At 59.8% G+C, this 17,381-nt stretch carries 17 protein-coding genes; 4 read left to right on the top strand and 13 right to left on the bottom strand.

Going from position 1 to position 17,381, the window contains the following annotated elements; all coding sequences use genetic code 11:
* Window positions 1-26 precede the first annotated feature (26 nt).
* Entirely contained in the window at window positions 27-974 is a 948-nt protein-coding gene (locus tag ACM6JQ_RS28830) for a S66 peptidase family protein (RefSeq protein WP_007909609.1), read from the top strand.
* Between the two features lie 103 nt (window positions 975-1,077).
* Here the strand turns inward: ACM6JQ_RS28830 and ACM6JQ_RS28825 are convergent, their stop codons facing one another.
* The 5 genes from ACM6JQ_RS28825 to leuS all read right to left on the bottom strand — a co-directional run bounded on the left by ACM6JQ_RS28825 (window position 1,078) and on the right by leuS (window position 7,177).
* The gene (locus ACM6JQ_RS28825) at window positions 1,078-2,400 is read right to left on the bottom strand and encodes a lytic murein transglycosylase (RefSeq protein WP_007909611.1); all 1,323 of its coding nucleotides are present in this window, start codon (window positions 2,398-2,400) and stop codon (window positions 1,078-1,080) included.
* A 60-nt stretch (window positions 2,401-2,460) separates the two neighbouring features.
* On the bottom strand, window positions 2,461-2,625 hold the full coding sequence (arfA, locus tag ACM6JQ_RS28820; RefSeq protein WP_007909612.1) for an alternative ribosome rescue factor ArfA: 165 nt from the start codon (window positions 2,623-2,625) through the stop codon (window positions 2,461-2,463).
* Between the two features lie 175 nt (window positions 2,626-2,800).
* Window positions 2,801-3,838 (bottom strand): DNA polymerase III subunit delta, encoded by a 1,038-nt coding sequence (holA, locus tag ACM6JQ_RS28815; RefSeq protein ID WP_007909614.1) that lies wholly within the window; start codon window positions 3,836-3,838, stop codon window positions 2,801-2,803.
* A gap of 39 nt (window positions 3,839-3,877) precedes the next feature.
* The gene (lptE, locus tag ACM6JQ_RS28810) at window positions 3,878-4,483 is read right to left on the bottom strand and encodes an LPS assembly lipoprotein LptE (RefSeq protein ID WP_007909616.1); all 606 of its coding nucleotides are present in this window, start codon (window positions 4,481-4,483) and stop codon (window positions 3,878-3,880) included.
* Window positions 4,484-4,570: 87 nt separating this feature from the next.
* Complete coding sequence (gene leuS, locus ACM6JQ_RS28805; RefSeq protein WP_414895084.1) at window positions 4,571-7,177, bottom strand: leucine--tRNA ligase; 2,607 nt, start codon at window positions 7,175-7,177, stop codon at window positions 4,571-4,573.
* A 255-nt stretch (window positions 7,178-7,432) separates the two neighbouring features.
* Here leuS and ACM6JQ_RS28800 point away from each other — a divergent pair, with 255 nt between their 5' ends.
* Both ACM6JQ_RS28800 and ACM6JQ_RS28795 read left to right on the top strand, forming a co-directional pair.
* Window positions 7,433-7,756, top strand: a complete 324-nt coding sequence (locus tag ACM6JQ_RS28800) for a hypothetical protein (RefSeq protein WP_007909621.1) — start codon at window positions 7,433-7,435, stop codon at window positions 7,754-7,756.
* A 104-nt stretch (window positions 7,757-7,860) separates the two neighbouring features.
* A complete protein-coding gene (locus tag ACM6JQ_RS28795; RefSeq protein WP_095114029.1) occupies window positions 7,861-8,622 on the top strand; it encodes a YdcF family protein in 762 nt (253 codons plus the stop codon).
* 87 nt (window positions 8,623-8,709) lie between these two features.
* Here ACM6JQ_RS28795 and lnt read toward each other — a convergent pair whose 3' ends face one another.
* From lnt to miaB, 5 genes are all read right to left on the bottom strand, one after another.
* On the bottom strand, window positions 8,710-10,233 hold the full coding sequence (gene lnt / locus ACM6JQ_RS28790) for an apolipoprotein N-acyltransferase (protein ID WP_123375874.1): 1,524 nt from the start codon (window positions 10,231-10,233) through the stop codon (window positions 8,710-8,712).
* A gap of 14 nt (window positions 10,234-10,247) precedes the next feature.
* Complete coding sequence (locus tag ACM6JQ_RS28785; protein WP_007909641.1) at window positions 10,248-11,087, bottom strand: HlyC/CorC family transporter; 840 nt, start codon at window positions 11,085-11,087, stop codon at window positions 10,248-10,250.
* Window positions 11,088-11,092: 5 nt separating this feature from the next.
* Complete coding sequence (gene ybeY / locus ACM6JQ_RS28780) at window positions 11,093-11,587, bottom strand: rRNA maturation RNase YbeY (RefSeq protein ID WP_007909643.1); 495 nt, start codon at window positions 11,585-11,587, stop codon at window positions 11,093-11,095.
* Window positions 11,580-12,578 (bottom strand): PhoH family protein, encoded by a 999-nt coding sequence (locus ACM6JQ_RS28775; RefSeq protein ID WP_042704951.1) that lies wholly within the window; start codon window positions 12,576-12,578, stop codon window positions 11,580-11,582. The genes ybeY and ACM6JQ_RS28775 overlap by 8 nt, the downstream gene beginning before the upstream one ends.
* 177 nt (window positions 12,579-12,755) lie before the next feature.
* Complete coding sequence (gene miaB / locus ACM6JQ_RS28770; protein ID WP_007909647.1) at window positions 12,756-14,084, bottom strand: tRNA (N6-isopentenyl adenosine(37)-C2)-methylthiotransferase MiaB; 1,329 nt, start codon at window positions 14,082-14,084, stop codon at window positions 12,756-12,758.
* A 133-nt stretch (window positions 14,085-14,217) separates the two neighbouring features.
* Between miaB and ACM6JQ_RS28765 the strand changes: the two genes are divergently transcribed.
* Complete coding sequence (locus ACM6JQ_RS28765; protein WP_003185742.1) at window positions 14,218-14,547, top strand: DUF1820 family protein; 330 nt, start codon at window positions 14,218-14,220, stop codon at window positions 14,545-14,547.
* A 124-nt stretch (window positions 14,548-14,671) separates the two neighbouring features.
* Here ACM6JQ_RS28765 and ACM6JQ_RS28760 read toward each other — a convergent pair whose 3' ends face one another.
* The 3 genes from ACM6JQ_RS28760 to thiE all read right to left on the bottom strand — a co-directional run bounded on the left by ACM6JQ_RS28760 (window position 14,672) and on the right by thiE (window position 17,374).
* The gene (locus ACM6JQ_RS28760) at window positions 14,672-15,226 is read right to left on the bottom strand and encodes a tetratricopeptide repeat protein (RefSeq protein WP_003228518.1); all 555 of its coding nucleotides are present in this window, start codon (window positions 15,224-15,226) and stop codon (window positions 14,672-14,674) included.
* A gap of 225 nt (window positions 15,227-15,451) precedes the next feature.
* Window positions 15,452-16,735: a glutamate-1-semialdehyde 2,1-aminomutase gene (hemL, locus tag ACM6JQ_RS28755; protein ID WP_007909648.1), complete on the bottom strand. Its 1,284-nt coding sequence runs from the start codon at window positions 16,733-16,735 to the stop codon at window positions 15,452-15,454.
* A 15-nt stretch (window positions 16,736-16,750) separates the two neighbouring features.
* A complete protein-coding gene (gene thiE / locus ACM6JQ_RS28750; protein ID WP_007909649.1) occupies window positions 16,751-17,374 on the bottom strand; it encodes a thiamine phosphate synthase in 624 nt (207 codons plus the stop codon).
* Window positions 17,375-17,381: the final 7 nt, after the last annotated feature.

Below are 17,381 nucleotides of genomic sequence, written 5' to 3'. Positions count from 1 at the left end.
TGCATGACTCACAGGGAGATCCAAGGATGACCGTTCGACCGACCCATACTCTTTGCCCACACAGAGCCGTGCCTGCACTGCCCTCGGAAGGGTTGATCGGCGTGATTGCGCCGGCGGGCCCCGGAGCTCTGGACACCGAGAAAGCGCTGCAATGGATGCGCGCCCGTGGTTATGGGCTGAAGGTGTTTCCCGGTGTTTATGAAAAGGACGGCTATCTGGCCGGCAGTGACGATATACGCCTGCGTGACCTGCACGCAGCGTTCGCTGATCCCGAGGTCGATGCGATCATTTGCCTGCGCGGCGGTTACGGCACGCCACGCTTGCTCGACCGCATCGACTATGACCTGCTGAGCCGCAACGCCAAGCCGTTCGTCGGCTACAGCGATATCACCGCGCTGCACCTGGCTATCAGTCGATACGCAGGATTTGTGACCTTTCACGGGCCACTGCTCAACGCCGACCTGTTGGGTGACAAAGAGCCGCCGACCGTTACTTCGTTCTTCGCCATGCTGCGTGGGCAATTGAAGGCGGGGAGTGTGTTCAGCCATCCGGTGGCGTATCCGTTGACCACTGTCGAGCCTGGTATCGCGCACGGCCGATTGCTCGGCGGTAATCTGGCGATGATCGCTGCGACGTTGGGTACGCCTTACGAAATCGATGTCGAGGGGGTAATTCTGCTGATCGAGGACATCAACGAGCCGCTGTATCGCATTGATCGCTTGCTGACCCAGATGCGCCTGGCCGGCAAGTTGGCGAAGTTGCGGGGGGTGTTGGTCGGGGACATTGCCGGCGTGGATGTCGCAGCGCTGAACCGCCTACTCAAGCAGACGTTCGAGCCTTTACGAATTCCGGTGTTGTCGGGGTGGCGCAGCGGGCATTGCGATCCGAACCTGACGTTGCCAATGGGCGCGCTGGTGCGGCTGGATGCGGGGAAGCAGGAGTTGATGCTGGAGCAGGATGTCGTCACCCGATAGTGTGTGGGTGAAGCAAAAAGATCGCAGCCTTCGGCAGCTCCTACAGGGGATTGATATTTGCCCTGTAGGAGCTGCCGAAGGCTGCGATCTTTTGATTTTTACTTTATTGGTTGCGCAGGCTTTCCAGCAACTTGTGCGTCGGATACCCATCCGCCGGCCAGCCAAACGACTGCTGGGCACTGCGAATCGCTTTGCGCGTATTGGCGCCGATGATCCCGTCCGCTGTGCCGGCATCGTAATTGCGAGCGCTCAGCAATGTCTGCAATTCCATACGCTCGGTGCGGCTCAGCGGCAGGTCATCTTTCGGCCAACTGCCGTTGATCAAACCGCCACCGCTGAAACGCTCGGACAACAGGCTCACTGCCAGCGCGTACGACGAGGAGTTGTTGTACTTGAGGATCGCGCGGAAGTTGTCGAGGATCAGGAACGCCGGCCCACGATAACCAGCCGGCAGCAGCAGTGCGGCAGAAAGCTGTTCAGAGCCTGCTGGCACCTGACCGCCATTCGGCAGAGTCACGCCCAACTGACGCCATTCGGCGACGCTCTTGCGAATCGCACCATCAGCCAGTGTGTAGTTGAAGCTGCTCGGCAACTGCACTTCAAACCCCCACGGCTGACCACGCTGCCAGCCGGAGCTTTGCAGGTAGTGCGCGGTCGATGCCAGTGCGTCAGCAGGGCTGCCCCAGATATCGCGGCGACCGTCACCGTCGAAGTCCACGGCATGAGTGTTGTAGGTGGTCGGAATGAACTGGGTCTGACCCATCGCGCCAGCCCAGGAACCGAGCATCTTCTCCGGCGTGATATCGCCTTGTTGCAGGATCTGCAGGGCGGCGATCAGCTGTGCATGAGCAAAGCCCGGGCGGCGGCCTTCGTAGGCGAGGGTGGCCAGCGAGTTGATCACCGACTTGCTGCCCTGAAACTGGCCGAAGTTGCTTTCCATGCCCCACACCGACACCAGCGCCTGGCGGTCGACGCCATATCGCTGTTCGATGCTTTGCAGAATATCGGCGTACTGACTGATCAGTGCCTGGCCTTTACGCACACGCAGTGGCGACAGGGCGCCGTCGAGGTATTCCCACACCGGGCGGGAGAACTCCGGCTGACTGCGATCGGCACGAATCACACTGGCGTCGAAGCTGACATTGGCAAACGCCTGATCAAACAGCTCGGCACGAATCCCGGCGGCCAGGGCATCTTTGCGAAAGCTCGCCTGCCATTCGGCAAAGGTCTGCGTTGGCTGCAGATCGAGAGGGTCGGCGGACGGCACTACCGGCGGGATGATCGCTGGGGCCGTGGCGACAGGAGCGGCTTGAAGAGGTTGCGCATCGGCTGCGGTCGGTTTTTCCGCACAAGCGACAAGCAGAATGAAGCTGGAGGCAGCGATCAGTTGGCGAACAGGCCAACGACGGGAAAGACTTAGGGGCATGCACAGTTCCAGGAAAACGAATCAGGTGCAGACCTTAACATGACCGGGGGGTACTGCGCTTTAAGCGGCCAGAAAGTAAGAAGCCTCCCAGCTGTCAGACTGGAAGGCTTCGCGGCGGTAGCTGCCTTTACCCTTGATTGGTCGTTCCTGGCGGCTGCGGAACAGGGGTTGGGCGACAATGGATTTGGCCTTGTTGGGGCCATGTTTCGATGGCTTTTTGCTCATGAGGGTTCTCTCGAGTGAGTGGGTTTTGCGGGGGAAATAATCTGCCGATGTTGGGCATCTGTCTATAGTGCAAATGCAGGCGTGCATTGTAGGAAACAAGATCAAAAGATTGCAGCGTGCCGCAGCTCCTACAGGGATTGGTGTAGGAGCTGCCGAAGGTTGCGATCTTTTGATCTTATTCGGCAGGCAGTGAAAGTCGCTGGCCAGCCATCAATAGAGCCAGACGACTCAAGCTCATCCACGGCGACCCGGCAGCCTGGCCCTTGATCTGCGCGTCAATACGCTGAGCCTCAAGCAACAACTGCGCCCAGCGTTGTGCCGAGTAGCGTTGCAGGGCTTTGCTCATCAACGGTTTGCGCTTGTCCCAGACCGGCGGTTTCGCCTGACTGAAGCACTTGTCCAGCGGCGTGCCCTGGCTGTACTGCAACGAGATATTGGCCAGCAGACGCAACTCCCGCGCCAGTGCCCAGAGAATCACCGGTGGCTCGACACCCTCACCACGCAAGCCTTCCAGCATGCGCAAGGCATGGGCCGGCTCGCCGTTGAGCACGGCGTCGGTCAAACCGAACACGTCAAAACGTGCACTGTCCGCCACAGCGGCCTGCACGGTTTCGACTGTGATCTGGCCACCCTCGGCCATCAACTTGAGCTTTTCGATTTCCTGCGCGGCAGCGAGCAAGTTGCCCTCGACACGTGCAGCAATCAATTCGACCGCGTCCTGGCTGGCCGACAATCCGGCCTGAGACAAGCGCTGACGAATCCAGTTCGGCAGCTGATTGGCATCCACCGGCCAGATCTGAATGAACTGGGTCTGTTGGCCTTCAACCAGCGCCTTGCCCCACTTGGTCTTCTGCGCGCTGCCATCGAGTTTGGGCAAGCTGATCAGCAGCACAGTGTCTTCAGCCGGACGCGAGCAATATTCGATGAGTGCGGCAGCGCCCTTGTCACCAGGCTTGCCCGAAGGCAGGCGCAGTTCCAGCAGACGCTTTTCTGCGAACAACGACATGCTGGCGCCGGCCTGCAACAACGTGCCCCAATCGAAATTGGCGTCGGCGGCAAAGACCTGGCGTTCGTCGAAACCTTGCTGGCGCGCAGCACTGCGGATGGCGTCGGCGGCTTCCTGACACAACAGCGGGTCATCGCCGCTGATGATGTAGACGGGGCCGAGAGCACCTTGCAGGTGTTTACCGAGTTGGGCGGGAGCGAGCTTCATAAGAAAGGTCGAACGGGGCGCCTGAGCGCCCCGAACGTCTTACTGCTGCGGTATTTCGAGCGGCGACTGACGCGGGGTTTCCGCTTCAGCCTTTTGCGCCGCTTGCAGTGCATCGGCTTCTGCCTTGGCGCGATCATTGGCCGCTTGCTGCAGTTGTTGCAGTTGGCCCGGCGTCAGTTGCTGCAGACGCAGCATCATGCGCTGAACCAGTTCGCGGCGGGTTTCGCGGCGGGCGTCGTTGGCTTCCTGATCGGAGCCCACGAGGTTGTTACCGTCGTGAATGAACACTTTCTGCACTTCCAGCTTGTCGCTCAGCAGTTGCAGGTTCTTGTCGCCACGGATCTCGTAGTTCAGGACTGTATTGACCTGATATTCGCCCGTACGGCCGGCACCGGCGTAGCTGAGGATGCGCTGGCTTTCCTGCTCGTCAGCCAGGAACAGCTTGTACGGAGCGCCGCTGTAAACCTTGACGCCGCTCGACTCCAGGACCTGACGCAGTTGCGTGACCGTCTCGCCGTAGGCGTTGCGGGCGCTCAGATCAAGTTCCTTGATTGACAGCTCGTTGGTGCCGGTGCCGCGCAGCTGGAAACCGCAGGCGCTCAAGAGAACGGCGAGGCCCATCACCAGCAGATTGCGTTTGATCATTGTGTTGCTCCCCTTGAAACCAGGTGGGCCGATCGAGCGGCCCGAAAGGTTTTACTTGGCGCCAGGCGAACCTGACGCCCGATCCAATTAGCTGGCGACGATATTGACCAGTTTCCCGGGCACTACGATCACTTTACGAATGGTCAGACCGTCGACGAAACGCAGTACGTTTTCGTTGGCGCGTGCTGCCGCTTCCACTTCTTCACGGGTTGCGCTGGCTGGCATGTCGATCTGGCCACGCAGCTTGCCGTTGACCTGGATAACCAGGGTCAGGCTGTCTTGCACCAAGGCGCTTTCGTCCACTGCTGGCCAACCGGCGTCGATCACTGCGTCGGCGTGACCCAGTTGATTCCACAGGTTGTGGCTGATGTGCGGCGTGATCGGTGCGAGCAACAGCGTCACGGCTTCCAGGCCTTCGTGAACCAGCGCGCGATCCTGCTCGGTGCCTTGTGCGGCTTTTTCCAGCACGTTCATCAGCGTCATCACCTGAGCGATGGCGGTGTTGAATTTGTGGTTCTGGCCGACGTCGTGGCTGGCCTGCTTGATGGCCAGATGGATCGCGCGGCGAACGGCTTTTTGTTCGTCGTTCAGGCTGGCGATGTCCAGTTTGCCCGGCAAGCCCTGTGTCACGTGGGCTTGCGCCAGACGCCAGACGCGCTTGAGGAAGCGGTGCGAGCCTTCAACACCGGAATCGGACCACTCGGCGCTCATGTCTGGCGGCGAAGCGAACATCATGAACAGGCGGCAGGTATCGGCGCCGAACTGATCGATCATCGACTGTGGGTCGACGCCGTTGTTTTTTGACTTGGCCATTTTCTCGGTGCCACCGATTTCCACCGGCAGACCGTCGGATTTCAGTTTGGCGCTGATGACCTTGGCTTTGCTGTCGCGCTCGAGTTCTACGTCCGCCGGGTTGAACCAGGTGTAAGCACCATTGGCTTCGCGACGGTAGTAGGTTTCGGCGATCACCATGCCTTGGGTCAGCAGGTTCTTGAACGGCTCGTTGGAGCTGACCAGACCTTCGTCACGCATCAGTTTGTGGAAGAAGCGCGCGTAGAGCAGGTGCAGAATCGCGTGTTCGATACCGCCGATGTACTGATCGACCGGCAGCCAGTGATCGGCTGCGGATTTTTCCACCAGGCCGCCTTCAAAGTGCGGCGAGGCGTAACGGGCGTAGTACCACGACGACTCGACGAAGGTGTCCATGGTGTCGGTTTCGCGCTTGGCAGGCTGGCCGCATTTCGGGCAACTGCACTCGTAAAACTCAGGCATGCGTGCCAGCGGCGAACCGGCGCCGTCCGGCACCACGTCTTCCGGCAGGACGACAGGCAGTTGATCTTCCGGCACCGGCACGTCACCGCAGGCATCGCAGTGGATGATCGGGATCGGGCAGCCCCAGTAGCGCTGACGGCTGATGCCCCAGTCGCGCAGGCGGAACTGAGTGCGCGAGGCGCCCAGTTCTTTCTTGATCAGGGCGACTTCCATGGCGTCGAACGCGCCCGCGAAGTCGAGACCGTCGAACTCACCGGAGTTGATCAGCGTGCCGTGCTCGCCGTAGGCGTCTTGCCACGGGGCCGGGTTGCTGTCGCCGGAGCTGGTACGTACGACCGATTTAACCGGCAGGTTGTACTTGTGAGCGAATTCGAAATCGCGCTCGTCGTGCGCCGGCACGGCCATTACAGCGCCGTCGCCGTAGTGCATCAGCACGTAGTTGGCGACCCACACCGGGAGTTTTTCACCGGTCAGTGGGTGCTCGACGAACAGGCCGGTCGGCAGGCCTTTTTTCTCTTGAGTGGCGACGTCGGCTTCAGCCACGCTGCCGCCCTTGCATTCAGCGATGAACGCTTGCAGCTCGGAGTTGTTTTTCGCGGCCAGGGTGGCTAGTGGGTGCTCGGCAGCCACGGCGACATAGGTCGCGCCCATCAGGGTGTCCGGACGGGTGGTGAAGACTTTGAGGGTACCGGCTTCGCCGATCGAGTCGACGTTGTACGGGAACTGCACTTCCATGCCACGGGATTTGCCGATCCAGTTGCGCTGCATGGTCTTGACCTGTTCAGGCCAGCCAGTCAGTTCGTCGAGGCTCTCCAGCAGCTCATCCGCGTAAGCGGTGATCTTGAAGTAGTACATCGGGATTTCGCGCTTTTCGATCAGCGCGCCGGAACGCCAGCCGCGACCGTCGATTACCTGCTCGTTGGCCAGAACGGTCTGGTCGATCGGGTCCCAGTTCACGGTGCCGTTTTTACGGTAGATCACGCCTTTTTCGAACAGGCGAGTGAACAGCCATTGTTCCCAGCGGTAGTAATCCGGTTTGCAAGTGGTGACTTCGCGCGACCAGTCGACCGCCAGGCCCAGGCTGCGCAGCTGGGTTTTCATGTAGGCGATGTTTTCGTAGGTCCACTTGGCCGGGGCGACGTTGTTCTTCATCGCGGCGTTTTCCGCCGGCATGCCGAACGCGTCCCAACCCATTGGTTGCAGAACGTTTTTGCCAAGCATGCGCTGGTAGCGGGAGATCACGTCGCCGATGGTGTAGTTGCGCACGTGCCCCATGTGCAGCTTGCCGCTGGGGTAAGGGAACATCGACAGGCAGTAGTAAGTTTCCTTGCCTGGCTGTTCACTGACTTCAAAGGACTTTTGCTCGTCCCAGAACGACTGGGCGGCGGCTTCGATTTCACGGGGCTGATATTGTTCGTGCATGGCTACTTTTGTACTGGATAGGGGTGGCCTAATCCTCTTCAACGCAGGTTCCGGGGTTGGCCCGGACGAGCTGGAAGTGGAATTACAGGAAGCGCCGTAGCATACATGACCGCGCTTGGCCTAGGGAAACCCTGATTACAGCAGTTTGGCCCGGTCAATCCTTGGCGAGGGCCGTTGGTCGCGGCGTGCAGCCGGTTTGTGCAGCGAAGCTAAGCTCTAACTGGGGAGTGAGTCTTATCTTCAATGAGGTGAGGGATGGTGGAGCAACGGCAAAAAAACGTGACGAAACCCGAGTTGTACGAAAGGTTGATCGATCGTCTGGGGATGGCCCTGGACGCTGTAAAAACCGCTGACCGGCTGCGCGACGAGCGCCCCCTGGAACTGGAATTGCGTGGCTTGAGCCCCGCCGAGTTCAAACTGGTCAAGGCCTATCTGGATCGCAGTGAACGTGAATCGCATGGATGCCTGTCACAGGCAGTGAAGCAGCTCGATGCAGCACATTCGGCCAAGGTCATCTGGCTCAAGGACAAGGCGCCCGGCAGAGACACCGTCAAAGTACGTGCTTTGCAGGCCAAGTAAGCGCATGGCAGGTCAAGAACCGGATCTTTTTCAACAGGATCCCACCTATTGGTTGTAACGCTTTATTAACACTCTTAGGCTTCGGGCATCTCTGGAGATGCTCGATGCCCTTTCGTTATTTCATCAAACAACTTTTATTGCCGCCCGGCATTCTTTTGCTGCTGTTGCTGGCTGCGTGGTGGTTACGCCGCTCACGGCCGCGACTGGCTGGCGTGTGTTTTGCCCTTGGTTTTGGCGGGTTGTGGCTCATGAGCCTGCCTGTCGTCGTGCAATGGGGCGCCAAAGCGCTGGAGCGCGAGCCGCCGCTGGCACGTGAAGAATGGGCGACGCTGGCGCAGCGCGCGGACGCGATTGTGGTGCTGGGCTCCGGGCGCGAGCGCGGCGATCTGGCCTGGGGTGAGGATCAGCCGACCGGCGTGGGGCTTGAGCGTCAACGTTACGCGGCGCGGCTGGCGAAAGCGTCCGGTTTGCCGATTCTGACCACGGGTGGCTTGCATTACGGTACACCGCCGACCGAGGCGAAATTGATGTCGGATTCATTGCGCGACGATTTTGGCGTGATGGTGCGTTGGCAGGAAGGCGAGAGTCGTACGACGTGGGAAAACGCCAAGTTCAGCGCTGACATTCTATTGCCGCAGGGGATCAAGCGCGTGGTTGTGGTGACGCAGGCTTGGCACATGCCGCGATCAGTCTGGAGTTTTGAACAGGCAGGATTTGAAGTGGTGCCGGCGCCGGTGGGCTTTTTGGGCACGGATAACGCAAGACCGTTTGGTGGCTGGCTTCCGGAGTTCAAGTCGATCTGGCAGAGCGGGCAACTGTTGAATGAAGCGGTGGGGCAGGTGGGGTATTCGTTGTTTTATCGCTGAAGATCAAAAGATCGCAGCCTGCGGCAGCTCCTAGATTGGGATTTGCGTTTTCCCTGTAGGAGCTGCCGCAGGCTGCGATCTTTTGCTTTAAAGGGTTTTCGACATCCGGCTGGCCATCAGTGCCCAGCCAAACAACAGCACGCACAGGATGATCAATGGCCACGAACGCCATTGCAGGTACGGCGTCAGGTTATGCATCGGCACCACTTCGCCGTACAGAATGCCCTGTTCAAACTGCGGAATCTGCTCGGTGATCTGACCGAACGGATTGATCAACCCGGTCACGCCGTTGTTGGTCGCGCGGATCATCCAGCGCCCGGCCTCAAGTGCGCGCATCTGCGCCATCTGCAGATGTTGCAGCGGGCCAATCGAGGTGCCGAACCAAGTGTCGTTACTGATCGTCAGCAGCAGATCACTGCGCGCCGACAGGCTGGCGGCAAACTCCGGATACACCACTTCGTAGCAGATAAACGGTGCGATCTGATAACCCTTGGCCTGCAACAGTGCCTGATCCGCCGGGCCACGGGCAAAGTCGGACATTGGCAGGTCGAAGAAGGCGATCAGCCCGCGCAATACATCCTGCAGTGGCACGTATTCGCCGAAGGGCACCAGTTTCTGTTTCAGATAAGTACCGTCGCCTTCGCCGACCACGGTAATACCGTTGAAGAAGCGTTTTTCATGACGAACGGTTTCGCGAATCGGTACGCCGGTGATCAGCGCCGATTTACGCTCGGCGGCGAAGGTGCCCATCATGTTCAGGTAGCCCTCGGCGGACTCCTTGAGCACGGGCACGGCGGTTTCCGGCCAGATCAGCAGGTCCACCGGTTTCGAACGGAAACTCAAATCGCGGTACAGGGCCAGCTGCGCGTTGAGCTCGGCCGGGTCCCATTTCATGCTTTGTGCGACGTTGCCTTGAATCGCGGCAACACTCAGCGGCGCGCCGGACGGACTTGTCCAGGCATGGCCCTTGAGCGCAATGCCGGCCACCCAAGGGCCAACCAGCAGCACCAGACCGGCAACGACAAAACCTTTGCGGCCGGTTTGCAACAGACGCGGCGCGTTGTAAATCAGCGCCGCAGTCAACGCCAGTACGAACGACACCAGCCACATGCCACCGACTGGCGCGAGTCCGGACAATGGGCCGTCGAGCTGGCTGTAACCTGAGTACAGCCACGGGAAACCGGTGAGGAACCAACCACGAAATGCTTCCTGGCCGACCCACAATGCAGCAAATGCCAAGGCATCGGCCACCGGCGCCTCGTTACGGCGCAACCAGCGTGCCCATAACCAGGCGGGCAGGGCGAAGAACCAGGCAATCGCCGCCGTAAACAGCAGCATCAGGAACCCGGCCAGCAGCACCGAAGCGCCGCCGAAATGATGAATGCTGTAATAGATCCAGCTGGTACCGGCGCCGAACAGGCCGAAACCGAAACACCAGCCTCGGCCCAGCGCCTGACGCGGGCTCAGCTCGCGCAAACCGGCATAGAACAAGCCGACCGCCAGCAAAGCCAGCGGCCAGATGTTGAAAGGTGCCAGAGCGAAGGTGGTGATTGCACCGGCCGCCACGGCCAGCAGGTTACCGGGCCAGCCGGGGCGGGTTGTCCAGCGCATTTCAGTCCTTAGGATTAACGAGCAATTGGCGTCAGTCGCAGCAAATGAATCCGACGGCTGTCGGCGTTCAGGATGCGGAAACGATAGGCGCCGATTTCAGTGATTTCGTTGCGTTTTGGCAAGTGCCCGAACGCGCTCATCACCAGACCGCCGACGGTGTCGAATTCGTCATCGGAGAACTCGCTGTCGAAGAACTCGTTGAAGTTCTCGATCGGGGTCAGGGCCTTGATCAGGAAGTCACCGCTGGGCAGTGGCTTGATATAGCTGTCTTCTTCGACGTCGTGCTCGTCTTCGATGTCGCCAACGATCTGTTCCAGCACGTCTTCAATCGTTACCAGGCCGGCCACACCACCGTATTCGTCGATGACGATGGCCATATGATTGTGGTTGGCGCGGAATTCTCGCAGCAACACGTTCAGACGCTTGGATTCCGGCACGAAGGTGGCCGGGCGCAGCAGATCCTTGATGTTGAAGCTGTCGCCGTTCTCCTTGAGGATCAGCGGCAGCAGATCCTTGGCCAGCAGCACGCCCATCACGTCGTCATGGCTTTCACCAATGACCGGATAGCGCGAGTGGGCCGAGTCGACCACGGCCGGGAGAAATTCACGCGGTGTCTGGGTCGCCTTGATGCTGATCATCTGCGAGCGCGGCACCATGATGTCGCGTACTTGCAGGTCAGCCACCTGAATGGCACCTTCGACGATGGCCAGCGCTTCGCTGTCCAGCAGTTTGTTCTGATGTGCATCACGCAGTAGCTCAAGCAGCTCCTGACGGTTCTTCGGCTCGTGGGCAAAAGCCTGGGTCAGTTTGCCCAGCCATGACTTCTGCCCGTTGCTCGATCGATCTTCGCTCATAGCGATTACTCTGAATCCTTTGTTGTAACGATAGGGGATGTTTCGGGTTCGTCGTCCGCGTACGGATCGGGATAGCCCAATTCGGCAAGCAACTCGCGTTCCAGTGCTTCCATTTCTTCGGCTTCCTCGTCATCTATATGGTCGTAACCCAGTAGATGCAAGCAGCCGTGAATGACCAGATGTGCCCAGTGGGCCTTTAGTTCCTTGCCTTGTTCGGCGGCTTCACGCTCGACCACGGCCACGCAGATCACCAGATCGCCGAGCAACGGGATATCGAGAAACTCGTCGGGTACTTCCGCCGGGAACGACAGGACGTTGGTCGCGTAATCCTTGTGACGCCAGGTGTGATTGAGCTCGCGACCTTCTTCCTCGTCGACCAGACGAATGGTCATTTCCGAGTCGGCGGTGCGCTGGCGCAGGGCCAGTTCGCACCACAGGCGGAAGTCGGCTTCACTCGGCGCGCTCGCTTCAGTCGCGATTTGCAGGTCTAGCTCAAGCATTTCGCGAAGTGTCCTTGGGGGCGTCATCACGGTTTTCGAAGCGCTCGTAGGCTTCGACGATCCGCTGGACCAAAGGATGGCGCACGACGTCTTTAGGCTGGAAGTGCGTGAAGCTGATGCCCGGAACGTCTTTGAGCACTTCAATCACGTGGTGCAGACCCGACTTGGTGCCTTTCGGCAGGTCGACCTGGGTGATGTCACCGGTGATGACTGCTGTAGAGCCGAAGCCGATTCGGGTCAGGAACATCTTCATCTGTTCGACGGTGGTGTTCTGGCTTTCGTCGAGAATGATGAAGCTGTTGTTCAGCGTGCGGCCGCGCATATAGGCCAGTGGCGCCACTTCGATGACCTGACGTTCGATCAACTTGGCCACGTATTCGAAGCCGAGCATCTCGTAGAGCGCGTCGTAGAGCGGGCGCAGGTACGGGTCGATCTTCTGCGACAGGTCGCCGGGCAGGAAGCCGAGTTTTTCACCCGCTTCAACCGCCGGACGCACCAGCAGGATGCGGCGGATCTGCTCGCGCTCCAGGGCATCGACAGCGCACGCCACGGCCAGATAGGTCTTGCCGGTACCGGCGGGGCCGATGCCGAAGTTGATGTCGTTACCGAGAATTTCCTTCACGTAGCGCAACTGATTCAAGCCGCGCGGGCGAATCATGCCTTTCTTGGTGCGCAGGGCGACGGAGGCTTCGGCGGGGGCGTGATTGTCCAGCTCGACCACGGCTGATTCCTGCAGGAACAGGTGAACCGTATCTGGCGACAGCTCTGAACCTTTGGTTTCCCGGTACAGGCGACGAATCAGATTTTCCGCAGACGTGGTGTGTTTGGGGTCGCCGATCAGCTCGAACTGGTTTCCGCGGTTGCGGATCTCGATGGTCAGGCGCTGTTCGATCAAGCGCAAATGCTCGTCGAATTGCCCGCACAGATTGGCGAAGCGGCGAGCCTCAAAGGGCTCGAGGATAAAACGATGTGGTTCTATGGGAGCGTTCAAGGTCGTATTTAGCCGCCCTGGGGCAATTAAGATGAAATCAAGGATAACGCCAGAGGCCTGGGTGCGAAAGCTCTTAAATATTCTTGGCGTCGACACCGTCAAGATCGCAGCCTTCGGCAGCTCCTACAGGGGAATGTAATCCATGTAGGAGCTGCCGAAGGCTGCGATTTTTTGCATTTATTGGATCAGCGAGCCGCGCAGCGAGTGCGGCTGTGCCGCGTCGATGTGCACGTCGGCGAACTGACCGATCAGGGTTGGATTGTCGCAGCGGAAGTTGACGATACGATTATTCTCGGTGCGCCCTTGCAGCTCGCCAGGGTCTTTCTTCGAGTAATCGGTGACCAGAATGCGCTGGATCGAACCGACCATTTGTCGGCTGATCTCGAAGCCTTGCTGATTCAGGCGATGTTGCAGCGCGTTCAGGCGTTCCTTCTTCAGCTCTTCCGGGGTCTCGTCGGCCAGATCGGCCGCCGGCGTGCCCGGGCGCTGGCTATAAACGAAGGAATAAGAGAAGTCGAAACCGACGTCGGCAATCAGCTTCATGGTCTGTTCGAAATCTTTCTCGGTCTCGCCGGGGAAACCGACGATGAAGTCCGAGCTGATGCAGATTCCCGGCACAGCGGCGCGCAGTTTGCGCAGCTTGGATTTGTACTCAAGCGCGGTGTGGTTGCGCTTCATTGCCGCGAGAATCCGGTCGGAGCCCGATTGCACCGGCAAATGCAGGTGTTTCACCAGTTCCGGCACGTCAGCGTGGGCCTGAATCAGGCTGTCGGAGAATTCCAGCGGGTGCGAAGTGGTGTAGCGGATGCGGTCGATGCCGTCGATGGCGGCGACAACGCGAATCAGCTCAGCGAGATCCGCCAGGCGCCCGTCATGGGTGGTGCCGCGATAGCCGTTGACGTTCTGCCCGAGCAGCGTCACTTCACGCACACCGTTTTCGGCGAGGTGGATGACTTCGGCGATCACGTCATCGAACGGCCGGCTGACTTCTTCGCCGCGGGTATAAGGCACCACGCAGAACGTGCAGTACTTGCTGCAGCCTTCCATCACCGACACATAAGCGCTCGGGCCATCGATGCGCGGCTCGGGCAAGTGGTCGAATTTTTCGATTTCCGGGAACGACACGTCGACTTGCGGCAGCTTGGTGATGCGCGCGGCGTCGATCATTTCCGGCAGGCGGTGCAGCGTCTGCGGGCCGAACACGACATCGACGTATGGGGCGCGATCACGAATCGCTGCGCCTTCCTGACTGGCCACGCAACCGCCAACGGCGATCACCATCTCCGGGTTGGCCAGTTTCAGTTCGCGCCAGCGGCCGAGCTGCGAATACACGCGATCCTGGGCGCGCTCGCGGATCGAGCAGGTGTTGAGCAGAATCACGTCGGCGTCCTCCGCGCGAGCGGTGACTTCCAGGGCCTGATGTTCACCCAGCAGATCGACCATGCGCGAGCTGTCGTACTCGTTCATCTGGCAACCGTGGGTTTCGATGTAAAGCTTCTTGGCCATGGATTAGTGTCGTCACGTGATTCAAAGAACCCGGCATTATAGGGAACAAGCCCGCAGGTTCCTACCGCTGTGCGTCCGGAGGCTATGCTATAGTTTGCGCCCTCATTTTTATCCCCGATGTTATCCCCCCGCCATGACCAAACGCGAAGCTCCAATCTATAAGGTGATTTTCCTCAACCAGGGCCAGGTGTTCGAAATGTACGCCAAGCAGATCTATCAAAGTGATCTGTGGGGTTTTCTGGAAGTGGAAGAGTTCGTCTTTGGCGAGCGCACGCAAGTGGTCGTCGATCCGAGCGAAGAAAAGCTCAAGGCGCAGTTCGAAGGCGTGGTGCGCAGCTTTGTGCCGATGCATTCGATTGTGCGCATCGACGAGGTTGAGCGTCTGGGTACCCCGAAAATCAGCGAAGCACGTGGCGCGGTCGGCAACGTGATGCCGTTCCCGATGCCGATGCCTGAGAAGTAAAACCGGATCTGGATTTTTGATCGTTCCCACGCTCTGCGTGGGAATGCCGCCTTCGACGCTCTGCGTCGGTGACGTGGAGCGTAACGGGATGAGTTCCCACGCAGAGCGTGGGAACTATCGGCGGTCAGGGAAGAGGCGAGAACGGCGTACGCCCATCGGCGCTCTGCAGTTCCATCAGGTATTTACGGAAAATTTGCCCAAGCACCTGAGTGGCAGTCTCAAGGTCTTCGCGGGACATTTTTTCGGAGACTTCGTCGGCCGTGTCCAGCGCATCTTCAGCGCCGTTGACCGCCGCCATCTTCAGCACGATATACGCCTGAATGTTGTTGGCCTGCACGCCTTCACCGTGGAAGAACATCGTGCCGAGTTTGAACTGTGCCTGAGCGTGGCCTTGCAGCGAGGCCTTTTCGAAGTAGCTCAGGGCTTGATTGAGGTCGCGCGGCGCATTCTTGCCGTCGTAGTAGAACTCACCCAACTCGTATTGCGCTTGCGCATCCCCTTCGTCCGCCGCTTTCTGGCAGGCGGCCAGTGCCTGCGTGACGTCTTGCGGCTGAGTATTGAGGGTGCAACGACCCATCGCCGGGATCAACAACGAGTTGCCGCCTGCTTGTGCATGCGCGAGCAGGGGCTGAAGGAGCAACAGGCAGCCCAAGGCAAGGGTGCGGCCGGTGCGGTTCATGGGAATCGACTTACCTCTGAAGGGCACGCGGACCCATCGAGGGATCCAATAAGCGCGCATTATGAAATAAGCAGGGCCAACCTTACAAAGTCTTTACTCGTTTTTCTGCTGCACGGGGAATATATCGCCCACTTTAGGGGAGATTTTTAGCAGGAGCATCGGAAAAACAGCGCGGATGTAGGTGAATGCTGACGCTGGCGATAGCCAACGTCAGCGGCAGTGCGATTATTTCAGTGCGGCGAAGGCGCGCTCGGCAGCGTCCAGCGTCAGTTGCAACTCGGCTTCACCGTGGGCGATCGAGGTGAAACCGGCTTCGAAGGCGCTCGGTGCCAGGTAAACGCCACCTTCCAGCATCAGGTGGAAGAAGCGACCGAACAGGGCAGCGTCGCTGGCCATCACGTCTTCAAAGGTGACGATGTCATCGGCGCCGCTGAAGTACAGACCGAACATGCCGCCGGCCTGAGTGGTCACGAACGGAATGCCCGCGGCATCGGCGCGTTGTTGCAGACCGTCGAGCAGACGCGTGGTGTAGTCGGTCAACTCGGCGTGGAAACCCGGACGGCTGATCAGGCGCAGCGTGGTCAACCCGGCGGCCATGGCCAGCGGGTTACCCGACAGCGTACCGGCCTGATACACCGGACCCAACGGCGCGATGCGTTCCATGATTTCACGCTTGCCGCCGAAGCAGCCGACCGGCATGCCGCCGCCGATGATCTTGCCGAAAGTGGTCAAGTCAGGATTGACCCCGTAGTACGCCTGGGCACCGCCGAGGGCAACGCGGAAACCGGTCATCACTTCGTCGAAAATCAGCACTACGCCATGCTTGTCGCACAGTGAACGCAGACCTTCGAGGAAACCTGGCGCTGGCGGCACGCAGTTCATGTTGCCGGCCACCGGTTCAACGATGATGCACGCCACGTCCTTGCCAACTTCAGCGAGCATCTTTTCAACCGCGTCGATGTCGTTGAACGGCAGGGTCAGGGTGTGTTTGGCGAATGCTGCCGGTACGCCGGCGGAGCTCGGCACGCCCTGGGTCAGTGCGCCGGAACCGGCCTTGACCAGCAGACTGTCGGAGTGACCGTGGTAGCAGCCTTCGAACTTGATGATGCTGTCGCGGCCGGTGTAACCACGGGCCAGACGGATCGCGCTCATGGTCGCTTCGGTGCCGGAGCTGACCATGCGCACCATGTCCATCGAGGGCACCAGCGAGCAGACCAGGTCGGCCATCTCGGTTTCCATCGCCGTCGGCGCGCCATACGACAAGCCGTGTTGCAGCTGATTGCGCACCGCGTCGAGCACGTCCGGGTGGCTGTGGCCGAGGATCATCGGACCCCACGAGCCGACGTAATCGACATAACGCTTGTCGTCTTCGTCGGTCACGTAAGCGCCTTCGGCGTGTTTGAAGAACAGCGGGGTGCCGCCCACGCTTTTGAACGCGCGAACCGGCGAGTTCACGCCTCCGGGAATGTGTTTCTGGGCATTGGCAAACAGCGTTTCGGAACGAGACATGATCGGGCTCTCAAATCAGACTTTCAGTAATTCATTGAACGCGCGGGCGCGGCGGGTCACTTCGGCGGTGCTTTCGGCACCAAACAGACCGTGAACCACGGCCAGCAAGTCGACTCCATGGGCCACCAGCGGCGCGGCGTTGTCGAGGGTGATGCCGCCAATCGCGCAGACCGGCAGATGCAGCGTGCGCTTGGCTTCGTCGAGCAGTTCGAGGCTGCAGGTCGGCGCGCCGGGCTTGGTGTTGGAGTTGAAGAAACGGCCGAAGGCGACATAACTCGCGCCTTCTTTGGCCGCTTGTTCGGCCAGCGCGATTTGCGCGTGGCAGGTCGAACCGATGATCGCTTTCGAACCGAGCAGGGCGCGGGTCGGCGACAGTGGACCGTCGGTCTGACCCAAGTGCACGCCGACGTTGAGGCGTGCGGCCAGTTCAGCGTCATCGTTGATGATCAGCTGCGTCTTATAGCGCTCGCACAAATCGCGCAGTGCCTCGGCCTCGCGCAAGCGGCGGGCCTCGTCGCTGCTCTTGTCGCGGTATTGCAGCAGGGTGACGCCGCCTTCCAGCGCCGCCTCCACGTAAGACAGAAACTTGCCCGCCAGCAGTTGGCTGTCGGTGATGGCATACAGGCCACGTAGTTTCATCGGGCAG

The organism is Pseudomonas sp. IT-232MI5 (assembly GCF_949767845.1).
Lineage (GTDB): Bacteria > Pseudomonadota > Gammaproteobacteria > Pseudomonadales > Pseudomonadaceae > Aquipseudomonas.
The sequence above is the reverse complement of the archived record's forward strand: the minus strand, read 5'-3'. Positions and strand labels throughout refer to the sequence as shown.

Excerpts from the sequence above, each read along its gene's own strand:
- ACM6JQ_RS28830 (WP_007909609.1), top strand. The coding sequence starts at position 27 with ATGACCGTTCGACCGACCCATACTCTTTGCCCACACAGAGCCGTGCCT.
- ACM6JQ_RS28825 (WP_007909611.1), bottom strand. The coding sequence starts at position 2,400 with ATGCCCCTAAGTCTTTCCCGTCGTTGGCCTGTTCGCCAACTGATCGCT.
- arfA (WP_007909612.1), bottom strand. The coding sequence starts at position 2,625 with ATGAGCAAAAAGCCATCGAAACATGGCCCCAACAAGGCCAAATCCATT.
- holA (WP_007909614.1), bottom strand. The coding sequence starts at position 3,838 with ATGAAGCTCGCTCCCGCCCAACTCGGTAAACACCTGCAAGGTGCTCTC.
- lptE (WP_007909616.1), bottom strand. The coding sequence starts at position 4,483 with ATGATCAAACGCAATCTGCTGGTGATGGGCCTCGCCGTTCTCTTGAGC.
- leuS (WP_414895084.1), bottom strand. The coding sequence starts at position 7,177 with ATGCACGAACAATATCAGCCCCGTGAAATCGAAGCCGCCGCCCAGTCG.
- ACM6JQ_RS28800 (WP_007909621.1), top strand. The coding sequence starts at position 7,433 with ATGGTGGAGCAACGGCAAAAAAACGTGACGAAACCCGAGTTGTACGAA.
- ACM6JQ_RS28795 (WP_095114029.1), top strand. The coding sequence starts at position 7,861 with ATGCCCTTTCGTTATTTCATCAAACAACTTTTATTGCCGCCCGGCATT.
- lnt (WP_123375874.1), bottom strand. The coding sequence starts at position 10,233 with ATGCGCTGGACAACCCGCCCCGGCTGGCCCGGTAACCTGCTGGCCGTG.
- ACM6JQ_RS28785 (WP_007909641.1), bottom strand. The coding sequence starts at position 11,087 with ATGAGCGAAGATCGATCGAGCAACGGGCAGAAGTCATGGCTGGGCAAA.
- ybeY (WP_007909643.1), bottom strand. The coding sequence starts at position 11,587 with ATGCTTGAGCTAGACCTGCAAATCGCGACTGAAGCGAGCGCGCCGAGT.
- miaB (WP_007909647.1), bottom strand. The coding sequence starts at position 14,084 with ATGGCCAAGAAGCTTTACATCGAAACCCACGGTTGCCAGATGAACGAG.
- ACM6JQ_RS28765 (WP_003185742.1), top strand. The coding sequence starts at position 14,218 with ATGACCAAACGCGAAGCTCCAATCTATAAGGTGATTTTCCTCAACCAG.
- ACM6JQ_RS28760 (WP_003228518.1), bottom strand. The coding sequence starts at position 15,226 with ATGAACCGCACCGGCCGCACCCTTGCCTTGGGCTGCCTGTTGCTCCTT.
- hemL (WP_007909648.1), bottom strand. The coding sequence starts at position 16,735 with ATGTCTCGTTCCGAAACGCTGTTTGCCAATGCCCAGAAACACATTCCC.
- thiE (WP_007909649.1), bottom strand. The coding sequence starts at position 17,374 with ATGAAACTACGTGGCCTGTATGCCATCACCGACAGCCAACTGCTGGCG.